28 protein-coding genes and 1 tRNA gene are annotated in these 26,754 nt (G+C 45.3%); 13 read left to right on the top strand and 16 right to left on the bottom strand.

From position 1 onward, the window contains the following. Window positions 1-17: 17 nt before the first annotated feature. Window positions 18-3,632: a DNA polymerase III subunit alpha gene (gene dnaE, locus PNUC_RS03165; RefSeq protein ID WP_011902449.1), complete on the bottom strand. Its 3,615-nt coding sequence runs from the start codon at window positions 3,630-3,632 to the stop codon at window positions 18-20. A 3-nt stretch (window positions 3,633-3,635) separates the two neighbouring features. Between dnaE and gluQRS the strand changes: the two genes are divergently transcribed. Further along, entirely contained in the window at window positions 3,636-4,586 is a 951-nt protein-coding gene (gene gluQRS, locus PNUC_RS03160) for a tRNA glutamyl-Q(34) synthetase GluQRS (protein WP_011902448.1), read from the top strand. A 10-nt stretch (window positions 4,587-4,596) separates the two neighbouring features. Here the strand turns inward: gluQRS and PNUC_RS03155 are convergent, their stop codons facing one another. From PNUC_RS03155 to PNUC_RS03145, 3 genes are all read right to left on the bottom strand, one after another. Next, window positions 4,597-6,018 carry a DEAD/DEAH box helicase gene (locus tag PNUC_RS03155; RefSeq protein ID WP_011902447.1) on the bottom strand — a complete coding sequence of 474 codons (1,422 nt, stop codon included), beginning with the start codon at window positions 6,016-6,018 and terminating at the stop codon, window positions 4,597-4,599. Between the two features lie 6 nt (window positions 6,019-6,024). Further along, entirely contained in the window at window positions 6,025-6,429 is a 405-nt protein-coding gene (locus tag PNUC_RS03150; protein ID WP_174249836.1) for a GlcG/HbpS family heme-binding protein, read from the bottom strand. Between the two features lie 135 nt (window positions 6,430-6,564). Continuing rightward, a complete protein-coding gene (locus PNUC_RS03145; protein WP_011902445.1) occupies window positions 6,565-7,749 on the bottom strand; it encodes a pyridoxal-phosphate-dependent aminotransferase family protein in 1,185 nt (394 codons plus the stop codon). Window positions 7,750-7,951: 202 nt separating this feature from the next. Between PNUC_RS03145 and PNUC_RS03140 the strand changes: the two genes are divergently transcribed. Continuing rightward, on the top strand, window positions 7,952-8,635 hold the full coding sequence (locus tag PNUC_RS03140) for a GntR family transcriptional regulator (RefSeq protein WP_011902444.1): 684 nt from the start codon (window positions 7,952-7,954) through the stop codon (window positions 8,633-8,635). After that, window positions 8,632-11,709 carry an FAD-binding and (Fe-S)-binding domain-containing protein gene (locus PNUC_RS03135; RefSeq protein WP_011902443.1) on the top strand — a complete coding sequence of 1,026 codons (3,078 nt, stop codon included), beginning with the start codon at window positions 8,632-8,634 and terminating at the stop codon, window positions 11,707-11,709. Before PNUC_RS03140 ends, PNUC_RS03135 begins: the two co-directional genes overlap by 4 nt. Before the next feature lie 41 nt (window positions 11,710-11,750). On the opposite strand, the gene PNUC_RS03130 is transcribed toward PNUC_RS03135, so the two are convergent. Genes PNUC_RS03130 through queG form a run of 3 tightly spaced genes read right to left on the bottom strand, consistent with a single transcriptional unit; the run spans window position 11,751 to window position 14,023 of the window. Further along, entirely contained in the window at window positions 11,751-12,101 is a 351-nt protein-coding gene (locus PNUC_RS03130; RefSeq protein ID WP_011902442.1) for an AzlD domain-containing protein, read from the bottom strand. Then, the gene (locus PNUC_RS03125; RefSeq protein WP_011902441.1) at window positions 12,101-12,886 is read right to left on the bottom strand and encodes an AzlC family ABC transporter permease; all 786 of its coding nucleotides are present in this window, start codon (window positions 12,884-12,886) and stop codon (window positions 12,101-12,103) included. The genes PNUC_RS03130 and PNUC_RS03125 overlap by 1 nt, the downstream gene beginning before the upstream one ends. A 42-nt stretch (window positions 12,887-12,928) precedes the next feature. After that, window positions 12,929-14,023, bottom strand: coding sequence for a tRNA epoxyqueuosine(34) reductase QueG (gene queG, locus PNUC_RS03120; RefSeq protein ID WP_011902440.1), 1,095 nt, complete (start codon window positions 14,021-14,023; stop codon window positions 12,929-12,931). Window positions 14,024-14,065: 42 nt separating this feature from the next. Between queG and tsaE the strand changes: the two genes are divergently transcribed. The 3 genes from tsaE to PNUC_RS03105 all read left to right on the top strand — a co-directional run bounded on the left by tsaE (window position 14,066) and on the right by PNUC_RS03105 (window position 16,108). Continuing rightward, window positions 14,066-14,596 (top strand): tRNA (adenosine(37)-N6)-threonylcarbamoyltransferase complex ATPase subunit type 1 TsaE, encoded by a 531-nt coding sequence (gene tsaE, locus PNUC_RS03115; RefSeq protein ID WP_011902439.1) that lies wholly within the window; start codon window positions 14,066-14,068, stop codon window positions 14,594-14,596. A gap of 3 nt (window positions 14,597-14,599) precedes the next feature. Beyond that, complete coding sequence (locus PNUC_RS03110; protein ID WP_011902438.1) at window positions 14,600-15,946, top strand: N-acetylmuramoyl-L-alanine amidase; 1,347 nt, start codon at window positions 14,600-14,602, stop codon at window positions 15,944-15,946. 86 nt (window positions 15,947-16,032) lie between these two features. Beyond that, window positions 16,033-16,108, top strand: a tRNA-Lys gene (locus PNUC_RS03105). 217 nt (window positions 16,109-16,325) lie between these two features. Here PNUC_RS03105 and glxR read toward each other — a convergent pair. Beyond that, window positions 16,326-17,225: a 2-hydroxy-3-oxopropionate reductase gene (glxR, locus tag PNUC_RS03100; RefSeq protein ID WP_011902437.1), complete on the bottom strand. Its 900-nt coding sequence runs from the start codon at window positions 17,223-17,225 to the stop codon at window positions 16,326-16,328. A 295-nt stretch (window positions 17,226-17,520) separates the two neighbouring features. On the opposite strand from glxR, the gene PNUC_RS03095 reads away from it, so the two are divergent. The 5 genes from PNUC_RS03095 to PNUC_RS03075 all read left to right on the top strand — a co-directional run bounded on the left by PNUC_RS03095 (window position 17,521) and on the right by PNUC_RS03075 (window position 20,614). Next, the gene (locus tag PNUC_RS03095) at window positions 17,521-18,462 is read left to right on the top strand and encodes a 2-keto-3-deoxygluconate permease (RefSeq protein ID WP_011902436.1); all 942 of its coding nucleotides are present in this window, start codon (window positions 17,521-17,523) and stop codon (window positions 18,460-18,462) included. An 82-nt stretch (window positions 18,463-18,544) separates the two neighbouring features. Beyond that, entirely contained in the window at window positions 18,545-19,525 is a 981-nt protein-coding gene (locus tag PNUC_RS03090) for a 2-hydroxyacid dehydrogenase (protein ID WP_011902435.1), read from the top strand. A gap of 176 nt (window positions 19,526-19,701) precedes the next feature. Continuing rightward, a complete protein-coding gene (locus PNUC_RS03085) occupies window positions 19,702-19,899 on the top strand; it encodes an antitoxin VbhA family protein (RefSeq protein WP_048812067.1) in 198 nt (65 codons plus the stop codon). After that, window positions 19,896-20,414 (top strand): zeta toxin family protein, encoded by a 519-nt coding sequence (locus PNUC_RS03080; protein WP_011902434.1) that lies wholly within the window; start codon window positions 19,896-19,898, stop codon window positions 20,412-20,414. The genes PNUC_RS03085 and PNUC_RS03080 overlap by 4 nt, the downstream gene beginning before the upstream one ends. A 2-nt stretch (window positions 20,415-20,416) precedes the next feature. Then, the gene (locus tag PNUC_RS03075; protein ID WP_011902433.1) at window positions 20,417-20,614 is read left to right on the top strand and encodes a hypothetical protein; all 198 of its coding nucleotides are present in this window, start codon (window positions 20,417-20,419) and stop codon (window positions 20,612-20,614) included. Between the two features lie 272 nt (window positions 20,615-20,886). On the opposite strand, the gene PNUC_RS03070 is transcribed toward PNUC_RS03075, so the two are convergent. The 8 genes from PNUC_RS03070 to PNUC_RS03040 form a co-directional block, all read right to left on the bottom strand. Then, the gene (locus tag PNUC_RS03070) at window positions 20,887-21,639 is read right to left on the bottom strand and encodes a hypothetical protein (RefSeq protein ID WP_011902432.1); all 753 of its coding nucleotides are present in this window, start codon (window positions 21,637-21,639) and stop codon (window positions 20,887-20,889) included. A gap of 10 nt (window positions 21,640-21,649) precedes the next feature. Further along, window positions 21,650-22,387 (bottom strand): hypothetical protein, encoded by a 738-nt coding sequence (locus PNUC_RS03065; protein ID WP_011902431.1) that lies wholly within the window; start codon window positions 22,385-22,387, stop codon window positions 21,650-21,652. A 567-nt stretch (window positions 22,388-22,954) separates the two neighbouring features. Next, window positions 22,955-23,215 carry a translation initiation factor IF-1 gene (infA, locus tag PNUC_RS03060; protein WP_011902430.1) on the bottom strand — a complete coding sequence of 87 codons (261 nt, stop codon included), beginning with the start codon at window positions 23,213-23,215 and terminating at the stop codon, window positions 22,955-22,957. 85 nt (window positions 23,216-23,300) lie between these two features. Continuing rightward, complete coding sequence (locus PNUC_RS03055) at window positions 23,301-23,504, bottom strand: cold-shock protein (RefSeq protein WP_011902429.1); 204 nt, start codon at window positions 23,502-23,504, stop codon at window positions 23,301-23,303. 396 nt (window positions 23,505-23,900) lie between these two features. Beyond that, complete coding sequence (locus PNUC_RS11150; RefSeq protein ID WP_256205752.1) at window positions 23,901-24,029, bottom strand: hypothetical protein; 129 nt, start codon at window positions 24,027-24,029, stop codon at window positions 23,901-23,903. 68 nt (window positions 24,030-24,097) lie between these two features. Then, window positions 24,098-24,403: a hypothetical protein gene (locus PNUC_RS03050; protein WP_048812065.1), complete on the bottom strand. Its 306-nt coding sequence runs from the start codon at window positions 24,401-24,403 to the stop codon at window positions 24,098-24,100. After that, window positions 24,390-24,962 (bottom strand): RNA polymerase sigma factor, encoded by a 573-nt coding sequence (locus tag PNUC_RS03045; protein WP_011902427.1) that lies wholly within the window; start codon window positions 24,960-24,962, stop codon window positions 24,390-24,392. The genes PNUC_RS03050 and PNUC_RS03045 overlap by 14 nt, the downstream gene beginning before the upstream one ends. An 8-nt stretch (window positions 24,963-24,970) precedes the next feature. Continuing rightward, window positions 24,971-25,411, bottom strand: a complete 441-nt coding sequence (locus PNUC_RS03040) for a DUF3106 domain-containing protein (protein ID WP_011902426.1) — start codon at window positions 25,409-25,411, stop codon at window positions 24,971-24,973. Between the two features lie 144 nt (window positions 25,412-25,555). Between PNUC_RS03040 and PNUC_RS03035 the strand changes: the two genes are divergently transcribed. Together PNUC_RS03035 and PNUC_RS03030 are read left to right on the top strand one after the other, a co-directional pair. Continuing rightward, the gene (locus PNUC_RS03035) at window positions 25,556-26,224 is read left to right on the top strand and encodes a Spy/CpxP family protein refolding chaperone (protein WP_011902425.1); all 669 of its coding nucleotides are present in this window, start codon (window positions 25,556-25,558) and stop codon (window positions 26,222-26,224) included. Then, window positions 26,225-26,527, top strand: a complete 303-nt coding sequence (locus PNUC_RS03030) for a hypothetical protein (protein ID WP_011902424.1) — start codon at window positions 26,225-26,227, stop codon at window positions 26,525-26,527. Window positions 26,528-26,754 lie beyond the last annotated feature (227 nt).

Below are 26,754 nucleotides of genomic sequence, written 5' to 3'. Positions count from 1 at the left end.
GTGCTGCCGCCAATCTTTTAGTGGTATTGAACCTCTACCGCATTACTCTGTTTGGAAGCTAATAATTGATGTAGGCTATGCAAGCACGCATCGTCGGGATATATGCGCATCTCTTCGGGAAACTGCATTAAGCAAGCCCCGCCACTAGTAGTCACAGCAGCAGTCAGCATTAAGCCTTTAACACCCTCATTTGAACCCGGCGTTGCAAAAGGCGCACCCTGCCTTGGATCGCGCGCACGATTAGCCATTAAATAAGGTCCAATTTGACTACGCAACATTCTGATATCAATTGCGGGATCAAGGCAGACATGGATATTGCGCGCAAAACGCATTCGAGCACCCGTGATATCCATCACTGCTTCGGAAACAATTCTCATGCCACCCGAAAACTTATCGGGGGAGACGTTTACCTTGGCAATTAATAGCTCATCTTCCTTGAGCCAAGAGCGGTTGGGTTCATAGACTTCGCTATACAGAGTGACCTCTACGGCGGCAGTACCATCATCAATCGTAGCAATCATCATTCGTCCACGTTGACCTGTAAGCATGCGTGCAGAAGTAATGATGCCTGCGACTAACTGGTCTTTACCTTCGACCAATTTGGATAAAGGTTGGCGAATGAAATGCGCCGTCTCATCTCGATAAGCATCAAACATATGCCCGGTTAAGCATAGGCCTAATGAAGCCTTTTCTTCCTGGAGTCGTTTCTTCTCTGACCATATAGGCTCACGCACTAACTCAGGTAGGTGTCGATGCTCTTCACCAGCCACTTCAAATAAACTCACTTGATGAATGGAGGCCTCTGCTTGTTCAGCAGCTTCAATGGCTCTAGCCAAAGATGCCAACAAGGTAGAACGAATATCATAAAGATTGCCACCAGCTGGAACGGAATCTCGGTAAAGGCTATCGAATGCGCCTGCACGCATGAGCGCTTCAATCGCGCGTCGATTCACTTGTCGGCGATCTACCCGTGCGCAAAAATCAAACAAGTCTTTAAACGGTCCATCCGCTTCTCGGGCTTTAACTATCGATTCAATTGCAGCCTCACCGGTTCCGCGAACAGCACCCAGTCCGTAACGAATATGACTAATTGGGCTATCAGGTGTCGCATCAGGAGCGCGAAGTGGAGTGAACTCATAAACACCGGTATTGATATCAGGCGAGAACACGCGGATTTGATTCACCAAACAATCGTCATACAGAATTTTCACCTTATCGGTGTCATCCATTGCTAGCGATAAGTTGGCAGCCATAAATTCAGCTGGGTAATACGCTTTTAGCCAAGCGGTTTGATAGGCTAACAAGGCATATGCAGCAGCATGGGATTTATTAAATCCATACCCAGCAAAACGCTCCATCAAGTCATAAATCTCGTTCGCTTTAGCTTCAGAGATACCGCCCGCTTTTGCACCATCACTAAAAATCTTGCGATGCTGCGCCATTTCTTCTGGCTTTTTCTTACCCATCGCACGACGCAACATGTCAGCGCCACCCAATGAGTAGCCGCCAATCATCTGTGCCATTTGCATCACCTGCTCTTGATAGACCATGATGCCGTAGGTCTCACGCAACACTGGCTCAATACGAGGATCCGGATACTCTACTTTTTGACGTCCATGCTTACGCTCAATAAAGTCTGGGATGAGATCCATTGGGCCTGGGCGATACAAAGCAACCAACGCAATAATGTCTTCAAAGCGGTCTGGCTTTGCTTCGCGAAGCATGCCTTGCATGCCGCGGCTTTCCAGCTGGAATACAGCAACGGTATTTGCCTTTTTAAGTACGTCAAACGCCTTTTCATCATCCAGTGGAATCTCGCCGATATCCCAATCCTTGCGATCAGCATGGAGGGCTTTAATCCAGCGCTCTGCTGCGGCCAAGATGGTGAGGGTTGTTAAACCCAAGAAGTCGAACTTCACTAATCCGATGGCTTCGACATCATCCTTATCAAACTGACTGATTACAGAGCTACTATCTTGATCTTTACTTTCTTGCGTATAGAGTGGGCAAAAATCTGTTAAACGACCGGGAGCAATCAATACTCCACCAGCATGCATGCCCACGTTACGAGTCATACCCTCTAACTGCTGCGCCAAAGAAAGTAATTGACGCACTTCATCTTCATTCTTTTCGCGCTCGGCTAATTGCTTCTCTTCTTTTTTAGCCATTTCAATAGTCATATATTGACCTGGCTTATTCGGTACCAACTTAGCGATACCGTCAACAAAGTTATAACCCTGCTCCAATACGCGACCAACGTCACGAATTGCAGCTCTCGCCGCCATGGTTCCGAAGGTAGCAATCTGGCTAACCGCGTCTTTACCGTATTTGTCTTTAACGTATTGAATGACCCGATCGCGCCCGTGCTGACAAAAATCGATATCGAAGTCGGGCATGGATACCCGCTCAGGATTTAAGAAGCGCTCAAACAGTAAGTTGTAACGCAGGGGATCTAAGTCGGTAATACCCAAGGAATACGCCACTAAAGAACCAGCACCTGATCCACGACCTGGGCCAACTGGAACACCATTATTTTTAGCCCAGTTAATGAAGTCCGCCACGATCAGAAAATAACCCGGGAAACCCATCTGAGAAATCGTCTTGACCTCAAAGACTAAGCGGTCATGGTAGCGGGACATTTCTTTGGCACGCTCTTCTGGGTCTGGAAAGTTTTTCTCCATGTGACGCTCTAGACCAACTTCAGATTGCTGTAGCAAGTAATCATCGAGCGTAATGCCTGGAGGTGTCGGGAAGTCCGGTAAACGTGGCTGCCCCAACACTAAAGAAAGATTACAACGCTTAGCAATTTCTACCGAGTTAGCTATAGCGGCTGGTAAATCAGCGAAACGCTTTTCCATCTCCTCCTGCGTCAAGAAATATTGCTCATCATTAAATTTCTTTTGACGGCGAGGATTTCCAAGCAACTCACCTTCAGCAATACAGACCCGTGCCTCATGGGCAATGAAGTCGCTTCTTTGCATAAATTGCACAGGATGTGTTGCTACTACAGGCAACTTTAATTCACTAGCGAGGTGGCATGCTAACTGAAGATGCTTTTCATCCTGAGGGTGCCCGCCACGCTGAATTTCAATGTAAAACGATTTAGGAAATAACTTCTCCAATCTCAGTGCAGCAGCTTTAGCCATGTCTTCTTGATCGGCCAATAAAGCTGCACCCACTTCACCGTTACGTGCAGCTGACAGTGCAATCAAACCATAGGCCATTGTTCTCTTGGCTGCTTTATCTTCGGCTTTAGCTGCTGGTTCACTAAACCAGGCTAAGTCGACCTCAGCCCGACCGCGAGATTGGTTATCAAGTGAAGCCTTGCTTAAAAGTTGGCAAAGATTTAAATAACCCGAATGGTTTTGAACCAATAACAATAGACGATGGGGTTGATCAGGATCCTGTGGGTTACTGACCCAAACATCGGCGCCAGCGATGGGTTTAATACCTCCTGATCGGGCAGCCGTATAAAAGCGCACCAAGCCAAATAAATTGCTTAAGTCCGTTAGGGCCAAGGCGCCCATTTCATCTTTTACAGCTGTAGCTACCGCATCGTCAATACGAACGACTCCATCCGTAATTGAAAACTCGGAATGAATGCGTAGATGTACAAAACGGGGTGAAGCCATGAGATGATTTTAGCTGTGTCTACATCTAAAAACCTTCCACCCCCAGCCGGCGGCTATCGCGGGCGATTTGCCCCCTCACCCACCGGCCCGCTCCATGCTGGATCGCTGGTTGCCGCGCTTGGAAGCTGGTTAGATGCCCGTAAAAATGGAGGGAAATGGCTCCTTCGGATGGAGGATTTAGATACCCCAAGAAACGTTCCGGGATCCGCGGAGCAAATTCAGTCCCAATTGCTCGCCTGCGGCCTTGTTTGGGATGAGGAGCCGATCTATCAATCTGAGCGAAAGCAGCTCTACCAAGCGGCTTTAGAACGCTTAAATAAGCTCAAATACCTATATCCATGCACCTGCACTAGGCAAACGATTGCAAAAGCCCTTTCTGAGCTGGGAATTGAAACCCCCCGTCATCAAGAAATTGTCTATCCGGGAACCTGCAGACCAGAAACCCCTTTTTCCTATGCAATACAGGACATCAGTCAGAGCCATAGCGCTTGGCGCATTGCACTTCCTAAAAATACAAATATTAAATTTGATGACCTATCAATGGGGGCTCAAAGCCAAAATCTGAATCAGCAAGTGGGTGACTTTGTTTTACGTCGTGGTGACGGAATATTTACATACCAATTAGCCGTTGTCGTCGACGATGCATTACAAGGCATTACTCATATTGTTCGAGGCGAGGATTTGCTGGGCAATACCGCCCGACAATTGCACCTACAAAATGTATTGGGTTACCACAGGCCTAGCTATCGGCATCTGCCTCTGGTGCTTGATGAGTATGGAGAAAAATTGAGTAAACAAACGCTCGCTACTCAGATTCAAGTTCAAGACAGTCAGCATGCACTTTTAGAATTACGAAAGGCTGCTACCCATTTAGAACTGAGTGGCTTGCCTGATGGCAAGAGTACTACCCTGGCTGAGTGGCTATTAGCAGCCACTCGCGCATGGAACAGTTAATACAACTAGATTATTTCTTTTTAAAGCCGCCTAATAGGGCGCCGACTGCTGGCTTAGCAGGCGTGATGCCGGCTTTTTTCTCTTCAGTCTTTGTAGCTCCAGCAGAATCTGCAGGAGCAGCGCCAGGCTCATAAGGCATATAGAAGAAAGGGTCAGACATTTTGGTTGGTGCAGCACTTGATGATGGGCGACTGGATGAGGGAGCTCCTTCAGGCAATGGCTTCACATCTAACTTACGCTTCATTAACTTTTCAATATCATCGAGCAAGCGTTTCTCGCTCGCATCAACCAAAGCAATCGCATCACCTTTACTACCAGCACGACCAGTGCGTCCGATACGGTGAATAAAATCTTCAGCGTTATAAGGAAGTTCGTGATTAATAACGCAAGGCATATCAGGAATATCCAAACCGCGAGCAGCAACATCGGTTGCTACCAAAGCTTCGATTGCGCCGGATTTAAAAGCATCCAAAGTTAAAGTACGCTCACCCTGACTCTTATCTCCATGAATTGCACCTGCTTTAATACCATCGCGCTCTAAGGCACGCGCTAACTTAGCGCAACCCAAACGGCTATTGGTAAAGATGATGCATTGTCGAGACAAGCCTAGACGCGTGCGCGCTTCTAGTACTTTCACAATTGCGCGTTGCTTATCGCCTGAAGACACCATATGCACTACTTGCTTTACAGTATCAGCAGCGGCATTTTGACGAGCCACTTCAACCGTTACCGGAGTACGTAAATAGCTTTGTGCTAGCTTCTTAATCTCTGGGGAGAAAGTCGCAGAGAACAACAATGTTTGTCTTTGCGCTGGAATTAAATCGATGATGCGCTGCAAGTCAGGCAAAAAGCCCATATCCAACATGCGATCTGCTTCATCCAATACCAAGATTTCAACCTGGGATAAATTGGCCACCTTAGAGCCAATGTGATCTAACAATCGTCCTGGGGTAGCAATCAAAATCTCTACGCCATTACGCAGTATGGCTACTTGCTCTTTCATATCCACGCCGCCATAAACAACTGCAGCGCGCAAATCAGTATGTTTGGAGTAGCTCGCCGCATTCTCTGCTACCTGCACTGCCAACTCTCGCGTTGGTGTCAGTACGAGTGCGCGAATTGGATGGCGTGCTGGTGAGGCGCTATTGCTAGCGTGACGCAGAATCTGTTGAATGATCGGCAATACAAAGGCTGCGGTTTTACCAGTACCTGTTTGGGCGGCGCCCATCAAATCGCTTCCCGCCAACACGTGCGGAATAGATTGCGCTTGAATCGGAGTCGGTATGCTGTAACCCTGTTCAGCAACCGCTTTTTGAATTTTCGGGTCTAAGCCAAAATCAGCAAAGGTGATTGTTGCTGGAGTGTTATCACTAGGGGTAGCTTGATCGCCAGCCCCTGTAGTAGAAGTTATTTCAGTAGCAGTATTTGTCAAGGTAACTTACAGAATGGCCGCAATGCCGGCCTTAGCGGTCTCAGCATCTTCGGTCGATTTAACGCCGGAAACGCCGACTGCGCCGATGGTAAACCCATTTACCTCGATATTGACTCCACCCTCTAACATGCCTGAAATATGTGGCACGGATAAAAAGGATGTACGTCCGTTATTAATAATTTCTTCGTAAACACGGCTTTCGCGTTTACCCATTGCAGCAGTGCGCGCTTTTTCTTGAGCAATGTAAGCTGACACTGGAGCACAACCATCACGACGAATTAAACCCAATACGTGGCCACCATCATCACAAACAGCAATAGTCACTGCCCAATTTTTTTCAGCAGCATATTTATTTGCTGCATCCAAAATCTTTTGAGCGTCCGCTTGAGTTAAGTATGGTTTAGTAGCCAACATGGTTAATCTTTCTGTCTCAAATATGGTTTATGTGTCGTAAATGCTATTTATACAAGTGCTTGAATTATAAAGGGTGCGGCTAACCCAATGCCTCTGAGCCTCGCCACACCTTGTCTCCACCCTAACTACTGATTATTTAAGGAATTCTTGGGCTGCAACCACCCCGCTAGCCTTGGGTTTGTAGCCCATAGAGCCCAAACTCATCTCTACGCCACTTAAGGCAGCCATTAAGCTAAGTTCGTTGCAGTCGCCCAAATGGCCGATTCGGAAGGCTTTACCTTTGATTTTGCCTAAGCCAGTACCTAATGAAAGGTTGAACTTCTCAAGCGCATGCTTGCGTAAAACGTCAGCATCCATTCCTTCGGGAACAGCAATACAAGTGAGAACAGGCGAATGGCAATCTTTGTCCTGACACTGAATTTCTAGGCCCCATGCATTAACTGCTTCACGACATGCGGCCGCTAAACGCTGATGACGCGCAAAAATAGTATCTAAGCCTTCGGCCATCATCATGTCTATTGCTTCGTGCAATCCATACATGAGATTGGTGCTAGGAGTAGTTGGCCAGTAGCCTGTTTTATTCGACTCCAGGATTTCATCCCAAGCCCAATAGGATTTTGGGAACGTACTGTGTTTGCTGGCTTCAATTGCTTTCGGTGATAGGGCATTAAACCCGATGCCAGGAGGCAACATCAACCCTTTTTGCGATCCTGAAACAGTCACATCTGCGCCCCACTGATCATGCTCATAGTCCGCAGAACCAAGGCCCGACACGCTATCCACCAGCAAAAGCGCTGGATGCTTTACAGAATCAATGGCTTTACGAACCGCTGCAATATTAGAAGTAACGCCGGTTGAAGTTTCGTTATGCACTACACACACGGCCTTGATTTCATGTTGTGTATCTTTGCGTAAACGCTCTTCAATGACAGAAGCATCCACACCCCAACGCCAAGAATCTTGCCCTGCTTTTCCAACTACTTCAACATCCAAACCGAGACGTTTTGCAAGCGCACGCCATAAGTTCGCAAATTGACCAGTCTCATAGAACAACACTTTGTCACCAGGATTGAGCACGTTCACTAATGCGCCTTCCCAAGAACCAGTTCCGGAAGCGGAATAAATAATGACTGGCTGCTCTGTTTTAAAAATCTTTTTAATGCCATCTAATACCTTTAGACCAAACTGACCAAACTCAGGACCACGATGGTCAATGGTTTGATAGCTAATCGCGCGCAGTACACGCGGAGGAACTGGGCTGGGGCCAGGAATATGTAAGAAATGGCGGCCAGATGCGTGGTTATCAAGTTTCAGCATGCTTTGTCTCGTTGGTGATGGTTTAGTAATTGGTTTAATTCTGGACTAAGTGTAAGACAATTTTAAAGAAATTTCTATTTTGTATACAAATATATCTACCGTTCTTTGAAAATAAAGCCAATTTAAGCCATTTAAAGCACTTATTTTTGATTTATGATGGTGGTATCAGTATTTTGTATACAAATTAAGGATTACAAGCGCGATGTCCATAGAGCAGCCCAACTCTCAAAATTTGCCAGAAGCGATCTTTCAAAAATTGAGGTCACTATTGGTGGAGGGCAAGATTGCGCCGGGAAGCAAGCTCAATGAGCGCGAATTGGCTGAAAGCCTCCATGTTTCTCGTACCCCCATTCGAGAGGCGATTCGTCGTCTTGCTGCAGAGGGTCTCGTTGAACTCATTACCAATCGCGGAGCCATTGCATTGCAACTGAGCTTGGAAGATGTCATCCATACCTTTGATGTGATTGCACAGCTCGAAGGCTTCTCAGGCGAGTTGGCTGCAAACAATATCAGTGATGCAGCTCTATCAGAATTAGAAGCCCTTCAATATGAAATGATGGCCTCTTATGCGCGTAGAGATTTATCGAGCTATTACAAACTCAACTTACGCATACATCACCTGATTAATCAGGCAGCGAACAATCCCATCCTCTCCCGCCTCTTCTCCCAAGTCAATGCGCGCATTGAAGCGCTTCGCTTTCGCTCTAACCAAGACGGCGTGAAATGGGAAAAAGCGGTGGAAGAACATCAAGAAATGCTTGATGCACTTAAAACACACGACAGCGCCAGAATGCGCAAGATCATGATTCAGCACGTACAAAACAAACGCGATGTAGTGGTGCAATTACTGACATCAGAAACCTTATCAGAGACAACTTCATCATGAATAAACCCTTAGACCTCAAAGAGCTGATGGTGGATCAAGCTGTATTAGCAAAACGCTTGCGCCGAGAAACTACTGGCGAAGTCATGACTGATAGCGCCAGTCGCGGCCGCTATGCAACCGATGCTTCTATTTATCAAGCAATGCCTGTTGCAGTCTTTGTGCCAAAAACTGCACAAGATATTGCTAATGCCATTCAAATTACAAGTGATCTCAACGTACCCATTCTTCCTCGTGGAGGCGGCACAAGCCAATGCGGTCAAACTACTGGCGCAGCATTAGTTATTGATAACACCAAATACTTTAGAAATGTCTTAGACCTCAATATCAATAAGGGGTATGTTGAAGTAGAACCCGGCATTGTGCTGGATCATCTCAATGGCTCACTCAAACAACATGGCCTTTGGTATCCAGTGGATGTCTCTACTGCTGGACAGGCAACGATTGGTGGCATGGCAGGAAATAATTCTTGCGGCAGTCGCTCAATTGCATACGGCAATATGGTGCATAACGTATTAGGCATCGATGCTTGGTTGGCAGATTGCAGAATTGCTAACTTTGGTGATTATGCAAATAGCTCAGGTGCCGCTAAACAATTGGGTGACTTTGTTAAGGGATTAGCCACCTCACTTCAACCAGAGATTGAAGAGCGCTTCCCTAAAGTACTCAGGCGTGTAGCTGGCTATAACCTAGATATCTTCCATCCACAGAGTCAACTTCCCTATACCCAAGACGGCAGCGTGAACTTATCGCACCTACTGGTAGGCAGCGAAGGCACTCTGGCTTACTTTAAGTCCCTCAAACTCAAACTAGCACCGTTACCGCAACACAAGGTGTTGGGTATTGTGAACTTTGCTAGCTTCTACAAGGCGATGGATAGCGCGCAGCACATTGTGAAGCTTGGCCCTACTGCAGTGGAGTTGGTGGATCGCACCATGATCGATTTAGCCCGCAGTAATCCCAGCTTCAAAAAGACGATTGAGAGCGCCTTAATTAATTCTGCAGCTCAAACGCCTGAGGCAATTTTGCTGGTTGAGTTTTCAGGCGAAGCCCATGCGCCATTGTTAGAAAAGCTCAAAGCACTACAAGAACTCATGAGCGATTTAGGCTTGCCTGGCTCAGTGGTTCCAATGCCAAACGCCGGATTACAAAAGAATTTGTGGGAAGTACGTAAAGCGGGCCTCAACATCATGATGAGCCTCAAAGGCGATGGTAAGCCAGTGAGCTTTATTGAAGATTGCGCCGTTCCTTTAGAAAGCCTGGCCGATTACACCCAAGCACTAACCGAAGTATTTTCTAAATATGGTTCACGTGGCACTTGGTATGCGCATGCGTCGGTAGGTACATTACATGTACGTCCTATTTTGGATATGCGTCGTGATGGCGCCCAAAAAATGCGGGCTGTCGCTGAAGAAGCGTCAGCCTTAGTACGTAAATACAAAGGGGCTTACAGTGGCGAACATGGCGATGGTCTGTGTCGTGGTGAATGGATCTCTTGGCAATTTGGACCGAAGATAACCGAAGCTTTAGCAGAAATTAAAGACGCCTTTGATCCAACAGGATTATTTAATCCGGGGAAGATTATTAATCCTCCCAAGATGGATGATGCGAGCAACTTTAGATTTCCACCAAGCTATAAAGTCATTCCACTCCAACCCGCCTTGGACTGGTCCGCATGGAATGTGCAAAATGATCCCGTAACTGAAGCCATTACAGCTGCTGGCACTGGTGGCGACCCCGCCATGGGCTTAGCCAAAGCGGTAGAGATGTGCAATAACAATGGCCACTGTCGTAAATTTGATGCCGAAGTGATGTGCCCTAGCTATCGCGTCACAAGAGATGAAAAGCACCTCACCCGCGGTAGAGCCAATACCATACGTCTTGCTCTTTCTAACCAGTTAGATATTCAAGATGAGTCATCCCCTCTTGGTAGCGATGCTATTAAAGAGGTGATGGAATTGTGTGTGAGCTGTAAAGCCTGTCGCCGTGAATGCCCTACTGGTGTCGATATGGCCAAGATGAAAATTGAGTTTTTATCTGCATACAAAAAACGGGTGGGCCACTCATTAAGAGATTTGGCTGTTGCCCACCTGCCGCAGTACGCCTCCATCATTAGCAACACCCCATACTTGCCGACCTTACTTAACTTACGCAACCATGTTCCAGTCATCGCCAAGCTTCAAGAATGGATCATGGGAATTTCTGCACAAAGAAGTTTGCCTGTGTGGGAAAGCAAGACATTTTGGAATCAGGCCTCTAAAGAATCCAAAATGGCTTCCTACCAATGTAGCCCCGAGGAATTATCAAAGCAAAAAGGCGTTGTGCTTTTTGCAGATACCTTTAATGCTTACTTTGAGGATGAGAACCTGCAGGCCGCACTGAAGGTGCTTGAAGCTGGGGGATACAAGGTACACATCCCTCAAAAGAACAAGGCAAAGCAAGCCACTGAGGCCAAACAAGCCAGCACCTGCTCTAAAGAATTCTGCTGCGGAAGAACTTATCTCGCGGCGGGTATGGTCGATAAAGCCAAATCCACGCTGGGTGAGCTAGTGGATCATCTCGCGCCCTACGCCGAAAAAAATATTCCCATTATTGGATTAGAGCCTTCCTGCTTATTTACACTCAAGGATGAGGCTTTGGTTATGGGCTTTGGAGAGCGCGCTGTGACCGTCTCTCAACGAGCACAACTCTTAGAAGAATTCTTGGCTGCTGAAGTGAAAGCCGGAAAATTAACACTGCCACTTAAGCCATCGAGCAAACCAGTGCTGTTTCATGGTCACTGCCATCAAAAATCATTTGCTGCAGTTACCCCTGCCATGGAGTTATTGAAACTGATTCCAAATGCAGACCCTAAGCTGATTGAATCCTCTTGCTGCGGCATGGCTGGCAGCTTTGGGTATGAGGCCGAACATATTGAAGTATCCAAACAGATGGCTGAAGCGAGTTTATTGCCTGCTATTCGTAAATCGCCTGATAGCTGGGTAGTTGCCGATGGGACGAGTTGCCGCCATCAAATTGCTGATGGGACACAAAGAGAGGCTGTACATATTGCCAAAATCTTGGCAGCACATCTTTAAAACTAAAGAAAGACTGGATAGTGATTCGCTGAAACAATCACTTAGCGAATCACTCCATAAGACACCATCAAAATGGTGCCGGTTAATAAGGCTGGTACCAAGCGGCGGGTTGGCCTAGACATCATGACAACGATACTCAAGACACAAATCAATATTCTGATCCATAAAGGCACCGTTGCCATTAGGCCTAAGGGCAACACGATAAGACGCACAGTGAGCGCTGCAACCATGGCGTAAGTGACGGCAGCTAACCAACGAAAAATCTCGCTATCTTGATTAATCCGCTGCGATAAGGTCACACCAATAGCGCGGCAGAAGTAAGTGCCTAGGCAGGCACCCACCAGAGCAATCCATAAACCCCAACCAGATAGTGCGCTCTGAATCGCATTCATCAGCCCATCACTCCTGGTTTCTTACGCAAGAATTTACGGTCAATTAAATAAGCAATGGTGCCAGAGACTAAACCGGCTGTTAGCAAGCTGGTATCGCGATCGATATAGAAAAAAATGGGCCCAAAGACACAGCCCAGCAAAATAGCGATTCGATTAATCCAGGGCTTTACTTCTGTAAACGTCAGCAAGAAGAACAAAGGATTAATAAACACAAGCCCCAAGGTAACGGGCGTTGGTACCATCCCTGCCAAAAAATATCCCAAAATCGTTCCGGGCACTGAAATTAACCAACACAACAATCCAAGGCCAGTGAAATAACTCAAGCGGTGCTTGGTTTCAATTGAATGAAACTCTCGCATTGAGATGGCCCAAGCCGTCATCGCCAGCAGATGTACCGAAGCATACAAACCACGATTGCGGTCTTTGTGATGAAATTGCGGAAAGAGTGTCACCGTCATGGTGATAAAACGAGTGGCTGTTAGCGTGACTGCCAAGGCAATCGCAATAGCTGATGATCCAGTAATCGCCATTTCCAGAAGCACGACTTGCCCAGGCAGGGCAAACATAAATAAGCTTGTAGCAGACGTAAACCAAATATCAAAACCATTGGTCTTGCCCATGGCTCCAAAGCCCACCATGCCAGCAAACAGCACTACTGCTGGAGCGCCTGCTGCATCCCGAATGCCAGACCAAAACGCATCGTTTCGACTAGAAAAACGCTCGGCAGCGGATTCCTCGAGAGCGATTTCGCTTGGGTCTATATAAGGCTGATCGGCTGATGACATGGATAAATTGTAAGGGTGGATGTATTTCTTTGCTTATTTAACTTAAGTACTAAGGGCCCAATTAATGTGCTCCACTAGCAGTGGGTCAGCGCCCTCTAAACTATGTTGCAAAGCCAAGCGAATGTCGTCCTTCTGACTTGCAGGTACTGTTGAGTTAGAAAGTGCATTACCCATTGCCACAGCTAAATTACGACGCCACCGCAAATACCCAATACGACGAATAGCGCTGCCTTCGTGTCTTTGCTCAAACTCCGCTTCTGTCCAAGACCAAAGCTGCAGAAGAGTGGCCTGCCCCAGACCATGACGCTGAACAAAGTCAGGCATTTGGCTACGCTTGGCAAATTTATTCCAAGGACAAATCAACTGACAGTCATCGCACCCATAAACACGGTTGCCCATAGCCCTTCTAAATTCAATAGGGATAGCTTCTGGGTTTTCAATTGTCAAATACGAGATGCAGCGACGAGCATCTAATTGGTATGGCGCTGTAATAGCTTGAGTAGGACATATATCAATGCAGGATGTGCAAGTTCCACAATGCTCTTCTACTTCAGTATCTATAGGCAACGGTATATCAACCAAAATTTCGCCCAAGAAAAAAGTAGAGCCGGATTCTCGATTGAGTAAAAGCGTATGTTTTCCACGCCAACCCAAACCTGCCTTACGGGCAAGCTCAACCTCCATTAAGGGGGCTGAATCGGTAAAGACACGATATCCAAATGCACCAATTTTTTCCTCTATGCGTTTTGCAAACTCTTGCAAACGATTTCGCAATACCTTGTGATAGTCGCGACCTCTTGCATACAAAGAGACCACCGCTTGAGAAGGATCTGCCATGCGTTCCCACTCACGCTCAAAACTGGTTTCGGGAGGTAGGTAGTTCATAGAGACGCAAATGACTCGCAGGGTTCCAGGCACTAATAACTGAGGATCGGATCGAAGATCAGCATGACGTTGCATGTATTCCATATGGCCATGGCGCCCTTCAGACAACCATGTTTGCAATCGATCGCTTGCAGGGCCTAAATGGGTGTCGGTAATTCTTAAGGCATCAAAACCCAATTCATGCGACTGCCCCCCAAGCCAGTTACGCAGCTTGGCTTCATCTAAAGAGGTTAAATTGGCAGATAAAGGCATCTTGATTAGAAATGTAGCGCAATAATTGAATAAACTAGAGCAATGGCTCAAAAGCAGGAATTACTAAAAGCGTCACTTCAGCAACATTGTAGGCAAGAAGCGGATACCGCCGCCCTAGCCAAATTTCTTGCCGCCACACTTTGGCATTATCTAGTGCAATCTCCGCAAAAGCATCTCAATATCTCTTTAAAGGGTGATCTTGGGGCGGGTAAAACCACTTTTGCACGCTATCTGATACAAGCTATGGGTTATGAAGGCAAAGTAAAGAGCCCTACCTATACCTTATGCGAGCCCTACCAAATTGAACTCAAGCAACAAGAGATCACTATTCACCATTTTGATTTGTATCGTATGCGTGACCCACTAGAGTGGCAAGAGGCTGGATTTGAGGAGCACTTTGATATTCCTGGCATTTGCTTAATTGAATGGCCTGAAAAAGCAGAAGGCACACTCCCTGCTTTTGATCTACAAATTCAACTGACGGCAGGCGCGGATGAGAATGAACGCTTCATCAATATCAATGCGCTGAGTCAATCTGGAGCATCTATATTAAAAGAGGGTGCATCAAAGTAATACATGAGCTCTAAAAAAGTGAATCTCTCGAAAAGGTTAACACTCAAGACGTCCGCTCAGTTCTTGAGTTTTGCTTTATTACTCACTGAGTTTGATATTGCTTGGGGTGCCAAGATCTTAGGTGTGCGCGTATGGCCATCCGAAGATTACACGCGCGTTACCCTAGAGACAGATAAAGCCCTACCCATTACTCAGCAGATCCTGACTAACCCAGATCGCTTAGTGGTTGACGTGCAAGGGTTGGAGCTCAATCCAACTCTCAAAGATTTAGTGGCCAAAGTAAAGCCAAACGATCCCTATATTTCACAAGTCCGGGTTGGTCAATTTCAACCGGGAGTTGTGCGCTTAGTGTTCGATCTTAAAGAACCTATCAAGCCGCAGCTCTTTACCCTCGACCCCATTGGTGAGTACAACTACCGCATGGTGTTTGACCTCTACCCTACGACACCACCTGATCCCTTAATGGAATTAGTTAAGAGCAGCGCTAAAAAAGAAAGTGCCCTCGAAAAATCCAATGAAGAGGTCGACCTCATTGCGCAGTTTGCTACCAATAAGGACAAAGAGCTTGCCAAGACTCCCGCCGCCCCAGTAGCTCAAGCCATTCCTGAGACTAAAGCACCGCCAGCTGCTGCTAAATATAAGCGCTTAATTACAATCGCTATTGACCCTGGTCACGGCGGTGAAGATCCTGGCGCAATTGGAGCGGCGGGCTCTAGAGAAAAGAACGTTGTACTGTCGATTGCCAAAAGACTCAAAGACAAGATTGAAGGCGAAGCGTATATGCGCCCCTACTTGACTAGAGATGGCGATTACTTCGTACCACTACATGTCAGGGTTCAGAAAGCCAGACGAGTAGAAGCGGATTTATTTGTATCTATTCATGCAGATGCATTTATTGAATCCAATGCCAAAGGGGCATCCGTATTTGCACTATCACAAATGGGTGCCAGTAGCACCATGGCACGCTGGATGGCTAATAAAGAAAATGCCTCAGACTTAATTGGCGGAATCAACATCAAGACTCAAGATCGCCAAGTGGCTAATCTCTTATTGGATATGTCGACTACCGCTCAAATTAAAGATTCTCTTCAGGTTGGCAACTCGATTCTGAAGCAAATAGGCGGTTTTGCACCCCTACACAAGGGAAAGGTAGAGCAAGCGAGCTTTGCCGTTCTCAAGGCCCCTGATATCCCCTCGATCTTGGTAGAGACAGCTTTCATTAGCAACCCCCAGGAAGAAGCTCGATTAAATGATGATGGCTATCAGGACAGAATTGCTGAGGCCATTTTGAAGGGAATTAAGGAGTATTTTTCCAAAAATCCACCAGTAGCCAGACGGATCAACTCCTAGCGAACTTGTAATTACAAGGGCTGAGGGGCAGACCAGCCAGCACCAAGGAAGGTCAATAAACTTCTTGCTATAATTTGGGGCTTACTGGGTCGGTAGCTCAGTCGGTAGAGCAGCGGACTTTTAATCCGTTGGTCGCGAGTTCGAATCTCGCCCGACCCACCAGTTATATCGAGGGATCACAGAAATGTGGTCCCTTTTCTTTTGTCTGTTTGGAATGCGGCAGTCACCGTGAGGTCCGACCAAGAATCGGTATTTTTTAAGAATGCACAGTAATATCGCCAACGCATCTGTAAAAAAATCCTATTTGGTCAAATTAAAACCTCATCATTTCTGATGAGGTTTTTTAACGTTATGCACTTCTTAAATAGAAAGAATTGCTTTAGGTAGCTTTCTGACCAACTTCGAAATTTGCAAGCTTTTCCAGAGCCTTGACCATTGCAGAGTGATCCCAGGCCTTACCACCATATGCCAAACAGGAATTAAATAATTCTTGAGCATTAGCAGTATTAGGTAAAGAAACTCCCAGAGCTCTTGCACTATTAAGCGCTAAATTTAAATCCTTTTGATGTAACTCAATCCTAAAACCAGGATCGAATGTTCTCTTGATCATGCGCTCAGCATGCACCTCTAAAATTTTAGAGCTAGCAAAACCGCCCATCAGGGCCTCACGAACTCGAGCAGGATCTGCGCCGGCCTTGGAAGCAAACAACAAGGCCTCGGCTACAGCCTCAATATTCAGTGCAACAATAATTTGATTGGCTACTTTAGTAACCTGGCCTGCGCCATTGTCACCAACCAAAGTAATATTTTTACCCATCAGATCAAACATAGGCTTGACTGTCTGGAATACAGACTCTTTGCCACCGACCATGATGGTCAAGGTACCGCCCTTTGCACCTACCTGACCTCCTGAAACAGGGGCATCCAGATATTCACACCCAAGAGCATTAATCTTTTTTGCAAAATCCTTGGTGGCAATTGGAGAGATTGAACTCATATCAACAACAATCTTGCCCTTAGACAAACCATGAGCAACTCCATGCTCACCAAAAAGTACTTTCTCAACATCTGGTGTATCAGGCACCATCGTAAAGATAATGTCAGCCATTTTCGCTACTTCTGCTGGAGTTGCGCAAACAACAGCGGCGCTATTAGCCAACTCTTCTGGCACCTTGCTGCGGGTATTAATAAATAGCGCATGGCCAGCGGCCATTAAGTGCGATGCCATAGGGGCGCCCATAATACCCAACCCGATAAAACCTAGTTTTAACTTACTCATCAGTGATTAACCTATCTTTTATTAGCGCGCTGTCTCGTTTTTTAATATTGATTGAGGCGCTAGCGCTTATGGCGCCCCCATAGCTTTATTGTATTAAAAAGAATATCAGTTCGCCTCAGGGCTGATTTGCCTAATTTCTAGGTGTTTTCTCTTACTTTTGACCTATATCAATAGATTATTTCGACATCACTTGATCTAATGATTAGTGAATTTGCAAGCGTAACTGTATTCGTAGAAAAACATAAAAATGGGCTCTTTTGAGACCCCGAGACAAATCACACCAGAAAAGGTAAACATGAAAATTTATCAAGCAATTAATAAAGTTCCCGGCGGAATCATGGTTGTACCCCTATTTATTGGGATGCTCCTAAATACATTTGCTCCAAATGCTTTAAAAATTGGAGGTTTTACCCAAGCACTAACAAACCAAGGTTATCCAACCTTTTTAGCAATGTACCTCTTCACCGTTGGTACAAAAATGACGCTCAATGCTGCTCCAACAATGCTTAAGCGTGGCTTTGGAATTATGTTTGCCAAGGTGGGTATTGCAATTGCAGTGGCACTCGGTATTGCTCATTTCTTTAATGGGGATGTTTTGGGTCTCACAACCCTGGCCGTATTGGCAGCTATGAATGACACCAATGGCGGCATGTTCTTGGCGTTGACCAGCACGTTTGGTAATAAGGAAGATGCGGGCACTTATGTCCCACAAAGTATTGAAACCGGTCCCTTCCTGACCATGCTGGTATTGGTTGGCGCAGGTTTAGCCGTTATCCCTTGGATGACCATGTTCTCAGTAATTGCCCCGATTCTTGCGGGTGCATTACTTGGAAACCTAGATAAAGACTTGCGTGACTTCTTTGGCGCTCATGAGCCAATCATTGTTCCATTTATGGCATTCACGCTTGGACAAGGCATCAACCTTTCTGCGGTGCTTACAGCAGGTCTGCCAGGTATTCTCTTAGGAATTACTGTATTAGTGCTTACCGGCATTGTGTGCATCCTAGCTGACCGCCTATTAGGTGGCTCTGGTGTTGCTGGTGCTGCAGCGTCAAGCACAGCTGGTAATGCTACCGGCACGCCACAAGCAGTCGCATTAGCAGATCCAACTTTTGCTGCAATTGCGCCAATCGCCACCGTACAAGTTGCCGCATCAGTGATTGTTACTGCCGTACTTACTCCGCTATTGACTGCCTTTATTTATAATAAAAATAAGCGCAAAAATGGTGGGAATTAAGCTTTAGCAGTCACCTCTGTTTTAAGGTGGTTTTATCTAGTGCAAAACATTTTGTTTTGCACTTTTTTATTAGGAATTTGAAATGTCTAAACCAAATGTATACATCACACGCAGTATTCCCGAACAAACTATTGCCGAGCTAAGAAAGACCTGTGATGTTGAAGTTAATCCTCATGATCGCGCTTTAACTCGCGAAGAACTCATGAATGCTGTTAAGGGCCGTGATGCGGTGATCACCCTATTAACAGATAACGTTGATGCCGAAATCCTCGATGCAGCAGGGCCGCAATGTAAGATTATCGCCAACTACGCTGTTGGTTTTAACAACTTCAATCTAGATGCAGCCACAAAACGCGGTGTCATCATGACCAATACCCCCGGTGTTTTGGATAAGGCAACCGCCACCCATGCTTGGGCTCTCCTGTTGGCTACTGCAAAACGTATTTCAGAATCAGAGCGCTACGTTCGCGAGGGTAAATGGAAAGGCTGGTCCCCAATGACATTTATCGGCCAAGATGTGGACGGCAAAACTCTCGGTATCGCCGGCTTGGGCAGAATTGGTACGATGTTTGCTAGAAAAGCAGCGGCTTTTGATATGAAGGTTATATATACCAACGAACAACGTAACTTCGATTTTGAGAAAGATCATGGAGCTACCTTTGTGGATAAGGAGACCCTCCTAAAAGAGTCAGACTTTCTCTCAATCCACCTGCCTTTAACTCCGGAAACAAAATACTACATTGGAGCAAAAGAATTATCCCAAATGAAACCTAGCGCTATTCTCATTAATGCAGCGCGTGGTCCGCTCGTAAACGAGAAAGAATTAGTCGAAGCACTTCGCAATAAGGTAATTTGGGGTGCTGGACTTGACGTCTTTGAGGACGAACCAAAGCTGGCTGAGGGACTTGATCAATTGGACAATGTTGTTATTGTTCCGCATATCGCCTCTGCTACCCTTGATACGAGACTAGCGATGGGCAAAATCGTGACTGATAACGTTTTAGCAGTACTCAATGGAAAAGCTCCAATTACCTGCATTAATCCTGAGGTCTTAAAAAAATAAATTTTTAGGTAGCTTATGGCGAGGTTCGAATCTCTCCCGACCCACCAGCAATACTAAGCCTCGCTTCTGCGGGGCTTTTTTATTGACTGCATCATCCTTCTAAATAGCTCTTTAAACCCTGTTTTAGGGCTATTTTTTGACTAGAAAATCAGCCCTAAATCTACTAAAATAGGTACATGCCAACTAAGTTTGCCACCCAATCTCAAACCCGCCAATACAACGTTTCTAATGCTGTGGCTTCTGCTCGGATTGAAGGCATCGTTCCAACCAAGCAGTTAGAGCAAAACCTCACTGATTACGTTGCCGGCAAAAAGAGTATTGCGCAAATATTGGAAGAAACTAAACAACGCTATGTCACGCTACGACGCGGATGATGTCCGGAATAAATAAAAAAATTATCATCATTGCAGGACCTAATGGAGCTGGTAAAACTACTTTTGCCAAAAACTTCTTACCGCAAGAAGCTCATACATTTCGTTTTATTAATGCTGATCTTATAGCGGCTGGTTTGGCACCATTTAATCCTGAATCTGTTGCATTCAAGGCGGCTCGCTTGATGCTCAATGAGTTGGATGAATACACCAAAGCAGGTGAAAGTTTTGCATTTGAAACCACGTTATCCGGCACCCATTATCTACAACGCATTCAAGAGTGGAAAGACTTGGGCTACACAATTAAGCTCTGGTTTATTGCCCTAAGTTCTCCTGAATTAGCCATCTCTCGAGTAGCAGAGCGAGTTGCACAGGGCGGACACAATATTCCTGAAGAAGTCATTCGTAGGCGCTATCGAGCAGGATTAGAGAATCTCCCAAAGTATCAAAAAGCTGTAAACTCATGGGTATTGCTTGATGGTGATTTAACTGAATTAGAAAAGATTGCTCAAGGCTAGAAATGATTATTCCAACTCCAGATATCCTCAATTCACCAGATCCTGATATATCAGGCTCCTACTTCGCTATTAAACGTGCTAGAAAAGCAGCGATAGACTTGGCAATCCAAACCAATACCGCAATCGTGACCACAATTAATGGCAAGATAGTGCGGATCCCTGCTGCAGAACTCATCAAACAGCGTCAACTTACAGCCTAAACACCGTTGGTCGCGAGTTCGAATCTCGCCCGACCCACCAGTTATACAAAGGGATCACAGAAATGTGGTCCCTTTTCTTTTTGGTGGATGGAATGTATTGGCCACTGTATGGACGGAATAGATGATCTAATGGACGTTTCGAGTGGGGATAGACTACGCCGGAAGAGACTGAGCATCTCTAAACGCGACGGCTGTCGGGTTAACCGACATTTCATATATGGATAGCTAAAGGCAACTAACGGCCCGAAGCGGGCCTTCGTCAACAATTGCCGTTACTGTAAAGCGTTGTATAGCAACAAGGAGTTAAGAGTGCTATACGATGCAGAATTCTTACCAGCTGCAGGCAAAACCAAAGTATTTAAAGTGGTGACAGCTACCGCCCCAGCAATATCCATAGCAGACCCTTGGGTTTGAATAGCAGTTAAAGCAGTGGCTGCCGTTCCCAGGTCAGCTATTTTTTGAGTTACTGTTAAGTCTGTATTAAAACTTGTAACTAGAGTATTGAATGAACTATCGGGAATATAGCTGGCGCCATTGACCGTTCGTGTTGTGCCATCAATTGCCGACAGCAGCTTATTTACACCAGATCCGCCAGTCATGATTGCGGTTACCGCGTATGCGCCACCAGCATCACGAAATGCTTTAGCAGCCGTATCGTAGCCAGCAATATCCGTTTGAACCCAAGCATTTGAAGATGCAACTGAAGTTGCAAAGTTATTGACCCAGGTAATTTGCCCAGTAGTGCTGCTATAGACTGGAGAGTTAATGGCTAAGGTATCGATATTTTTAATATCAACAGAAAGCGTTAAATTGATGGCAGCTTGATCTAATAAGCCAGTTGCTACGGGATCAGCTAAAGCAAACGCTGTTCCTACAGCTTTAAATGCATTTACTACACCAAGCAAGTTGGTTAATGCTGGTGCAACAGCTACTGAAGCTGGCGCCACAAAGGTAAATGCGGTTGGTGGCGCTGCAAATGCGAGAGCTGAAATTGTAAGTAGCGAGGCTACAAGGATTTTTTTCATTGGTACTTTCTTAAGGATTCAATATTTCTCTAGGGTCATTGGCCGTTTTAGCTTTACCACCTGATGTTGTTGGCGCAATTTCGACCACCTTCTCCGGCATACCGGGTGAGGTTTGCACCCTTCTAGCCATAATGCGCACTTCTTTATTGGCTTTGATGAGTTTTTCTTCAAGATCAACAGTTGATTCACCCATCTCTTTTGCATCATCAAACTCTGCTTGCAAGTTTGCCAATCTGTCCTTTGATACTTGTAAATAGACTGTTGGGCTCGATGTCCTGATGGCTTTTTCTATATCCTTGTTTTGCAGCATCATCACGACAGCTGCATTTCCAAAACCCAAAGCTGCCATCCTCTGACTATTCTTTAACAAGACACAGTTGTCATCCACGTAAGTGCCGCCACCTGCAAGCCCTAAGCCCAGGATCGATCCGGATGCAGATACAGAGCCAAGACAGACATCGCTACCGGCTGCTGTTAAGCCCGGAGCATACATAGTAGGAACTGAATAAACTTTTGCCGTGGTAGTCCCCGGATTATTGCTATTCACGTTGCCATACCCACCCGTAACATTAGTCGAGTTTTGCTGGGTACCAATATTGCTACCCAATAAATTAGATTGCCCACCCCCAACCGAAGTATTCGTTGCACTAGCTCCCGTAGAGTTGACATCGTTGGATGTCTGGCCTGATGCAGATGAAATGAATAAGGCCAAAATCAGTAAAAAAAATATGCGGATAAATCTCTCCATTTTTTAAGCGCAACTTGCGCCCATAGAGCGGCCATTAACTGGACACTTTAATTAACATAACTAATAAGGATTGCATCTTGCCTGCTATAGCTGCAGCTAAGACGTTTAATAGAAGCCCACGAAGAATCACTTGCTAATGAAGTGCATTAGCAGCGGTTATATAAAAAACTAGTTCTGGAGGGGTGAGACCTACTCTAATTCGCTAGAGAGGACGACTGTTACGTAGGATTAAGAAAATCAAGTGCTATAACAGTTATTAGCCTTGACCTAGGTGTACCTTACTCTTTTAATGACCAAATAGATACAACCTATTTTGCTGAAGGTTATAAAGGGTCAATGAGTGCCTTAATGGCTGTTTTCATATTTGATATGTGACTGCTATTGGCCGATTTGAGACTTTGGGCCAGTTTCTAGCGTTAGGCAGCTGCCGACCCCAAGCAGACGCTCAAATGAAAAAACCACCCGAAGGTGGTTTTAGTATTTCTTAGTGGCTCGGGGCAGAATCGACCAGGGCCTGAGGTTCTTTGTAAATATTAATTTAACTTGCAGCTCTAAGCTTCAAAGCTATCAATGTCGTCTATAAGGCGCGCCAGCAAAAGATTGCTTCTTATCAATATGTCTAAATGTAATACGGCCTTTGCTTAAGTCATATGGAGAGACCTCCAAAGAAACTTTGTCTCCAGCCAATATACGGATGTGATTTTTTTTGACTCTTCCTGCTGTGTAGGCAATAAGCTTATGGCCATTGTCTAAGGTAATCCGATACCGAGAATCTGGCAGAATTTCATCAACAAGACCTTCCATTTCAAGCAACTCTTCTTTTGCCATTTAACATCCTTAATAAATATAAAAAGCCCAGTCATGCTGGGCTTTGGTCCAGGCAAATAATGTCTGCCTGGCATTTGCTGCTGATTTAAACAGGTTGAATATTGGATGCTAACTTGCCTTTAGGGCCAGTAGTAATATCAAAAGTTACCTTTTGACCTTCAGCTAGTGACTTAAAGCCGTTGCTATTAATTGCTGAAAAATGGGCAAATAAATCTTCGCCACCGAGTTCAGGAGTAATAAAACCGAAGCCTTTAGCGTCGTTAAACCATTTCACAATTCCGTTTGCCATATCTGACTATTCCTTAAAAAATATAAAAGGGACTATGCCCCGAATGAGGCGAAAATCAAGAATGGCGGGGGAGATGCTAAAAAGAACTATCGCAGAACTGCGGTATTAATTACTAGTACAACACACTATTAGCTTGAAAATCGCTAAATGTATTTTACTCTACTTTAGTCATAAAAGGTTACTTAATAACAAATCACCTTTAAAACAACGATAGTTACAGTAAAAGTGCCTTGGTAATACCTCGCCAAGTTCATAGAGTTAGAAAAAATAAGCAGTAAGAATGCCTCACCCTGGCTCAGGAATGTCGTTTTAAACGACATAGAAGGGATCTCTGTAGCCCTGGAAAATGAAATAACACTCCGAGGCTCTATATAACGAATACTTACGACCTTGGATTCAACCGGCCAACGCAAGAGATTGATCAGCCCTTGGCTCTGGTGTTGCCTGAAACATAGCATTTTGAGAATAAGTCAAACCCACCATTCCCACAGCAGTGAGCATCGCTGCTAATAGTTGCTTTTTCATGATGATCCTTTTGTTAAAAAAGCCCCAAAAACTCCTTTGAGTTCAGGGGCAAGGGAGAACGCTGTAGATTAAATGGTTGAGAGGCTTAATTCAGATAAGGCGTCAATTCGATACAGCTCTTCTTCAGGAGATGTCAGCAGATGCTGACCCAATAACATGGAAGCAGTGATGATTGCTATCGCAATCAATGCGATAAGCCTAGGATGCAATCTAGCAAGAACCAAAACTTCAGAGATTCGATCCGTGGGTTGATCTCCCTTGGAGACAGCTCTTTGCCAATCTTGATAAATGCGTTTTTCAAAATGATTAGATAGCTCTTGAACTTCGATTTGATCTAAAACTTTCTTTAAATGTTTTTTATCATTCGCTCGCATGAGATTCACCTCTTTCTAATTCCATCTTGAGTTTCAACTTAGCCCTATATAACAATTGATCGACGCTATTCTTATTCATACCCATTGCCAGACCAACCTCTTCTGCCGTCATATCTTGATATGCCCACATCAATATCGCCATTCTTTGTTTGCTACTTAAAACATCCATTGCCTTTTTAATGCTTTCTGGGCTGACTCCCTCTGCGATACTCCACTCAATCTCTTTGATGGGTTGATGCTCTACCTCATCAAACTCCTCGAAGAATCCCTTATTAATACTTTTGATCCTATCCAAACAAAGATTGCTCACGATCGCGTAAAAGTAAGTAAATAGTCCTGACTTTCCCGCAAACGAATCGGCACTTTTCCATAAGCGAATAAAGGCCTCTTGTACGACATCTTCTGCATCTTCTTTATTGCCAAGCATCTTCCAGGCCAAGGAATATGCGGGGGAACTCAGTAGGCGAATGACTTCTTTTGACGCCTTGGAATCCCCCGCTACAGCTCTTTTTAATAAAGCCTGTTCGATGCGGTGTTGCTTGCTAGGAAATAAAGTCAAACTGATCCTTAATTGCTCATTGGCTTATTCCAATGTTCTTTTTCATTGGGATGCGCCTTCATCCACTCTTCGCGTTCTTTTTTCATCTCAAGGCGCTCTTCTGGTGTCATTGCCGCAATCATGGCTTTGCGGTTATCGCGCAGCTCTTTCTTTTGCTCTGGAGTTAACGCCTGCCATTGGGCATGCATCTTCTCGCGCAGTGCTTTACGCTCTTCAGGACTTAAGGCTTTGAATTTGGCATGGAGTTTTTGGCGATACTCACGGCGCTCTTCTGGAGTGGCCTGCTTAAACTGCTCTCGCAGATCCTTAGACATTTGCAGGCGTTGCTCAAAGGTCATATTAGCAACTACCTGGGGGTCTTGGGGATCTGGTAAGGCAGCGCTTGCAATACCAATCGCTCCCACCATCAAAATACTTGCCATCATTAAACCTTGCATTGCTCTTTTCATCTATTTCTCCTTATTTGTTAATTCTTAGACGCGGGCACCTATAGAAAACTTACGGCCAAGACAAAATAATTATTTTCTTTTTAAAGTAAGTATTTTCCAAAATTAGTGTCTAACAAGGGTTAGACACATACAGTTGAGAGAAAAATGAATCGGGCCATCATGCCATTGCGCTCAATTATCTTGAGTTTTTTAGTTTTAGTAGCAATTTTGCCCATTAAAGAGTCTTTTGCTCAATGGGGCGGATCTCAAGGCTCTGGAATCCCCGGAATGCCTGGAATGCGAAGGGGCGCCGGGCGCAATGCCTCTAATCCCGACTATTCCAGCATATCGGCAAATACCCATATCTCAATGCCTGCTCCAGGCTCACAACTGCTTACTTATGAACAAATCGAAACTGGCTTATCTCGCCTTGAAGAAAGCCTTAAGCTAACACCCGAACAAAGCAAGGCTTGGGGTAATTTTGCAATCAAGGTGAGACTTTATGCGAGTGATGTTGCCAAAGAAAGAGCTAAATTGAATAACGATAGTTCCGACACTATTGATGGACTTAAATTTCTAAGCCAATCTACCGAAGATGCAAAAAATCGATATACCAGCTTAAAAGAGGTTGATGAGACTGCCAAACCGCTTTACAAATTATTGACTTCTGAGCAAAAGGCATCTTTTGATAGCAAAGTACCTACTTTTATTAATGCAAGCCAAAAAAGACTGCCACCAAGCCAACCAAACTACAACTTGCCAGAACTCGGAGGATCACCGTCGTCCAATCAAAATCCTGGGTCAGGCATCTTGCCAGGCTACAGTCATCAGTAAATGCGCAACCCCAACAATCTAAGTGGTCATATTCTGCCGACTTCAGGCGCAATGCTTGGCGTATGTATGACCGTTATCAGCATTGTGAAGCTAACTCAGACCAACCGAGGTGTTGCCTATTGGGTGGATGACCTGCTAGCTCTAGATGCCCTCATCTTTCTAGCAAGCTCTATCTTTTCATATCTATCCATTCGAAGCAATTCAAAGAAGGTTTATTTTGAAGATATTGCGGATAAGTTCTTTATGCTCGCATTGCTCTGCATGGGTGCTGCAGTCTTACTACTGACATATGAAATTGTGTAGGCGGTGTGATGGCTGCATCCGGCCGATTTGAGACATCAGGGTCTGCTTATCCCATAGGATAGCTTTCGACCCAAAGCGGATGCCCAACCAAAAAAATATTCCCCTGGCAAAATGAAGACACTGAAATCAACAATGCCATCATCAACAAAATATTTTGCGGCGCATAGGGATCTTCTGAATGAATTTTGATTAGCTAAGCACAAATATATAAAGCTTGCCTTAATAAT

This window comes from Polynucleobacter asymbioticus QLW-P1DMWA-1 (assembly GCF_000016345.1).
Classification (GTDB): Bacteria; Pseudomonadota; Gammaproteobacteria; order Burkholderiales; family Burkholderiaceae; genus Polynucleobacter; species Polynucleobacter asymbioticus.
This window is presented reverse-complemented; position numbering and strand designations above follow the sequence as displayed.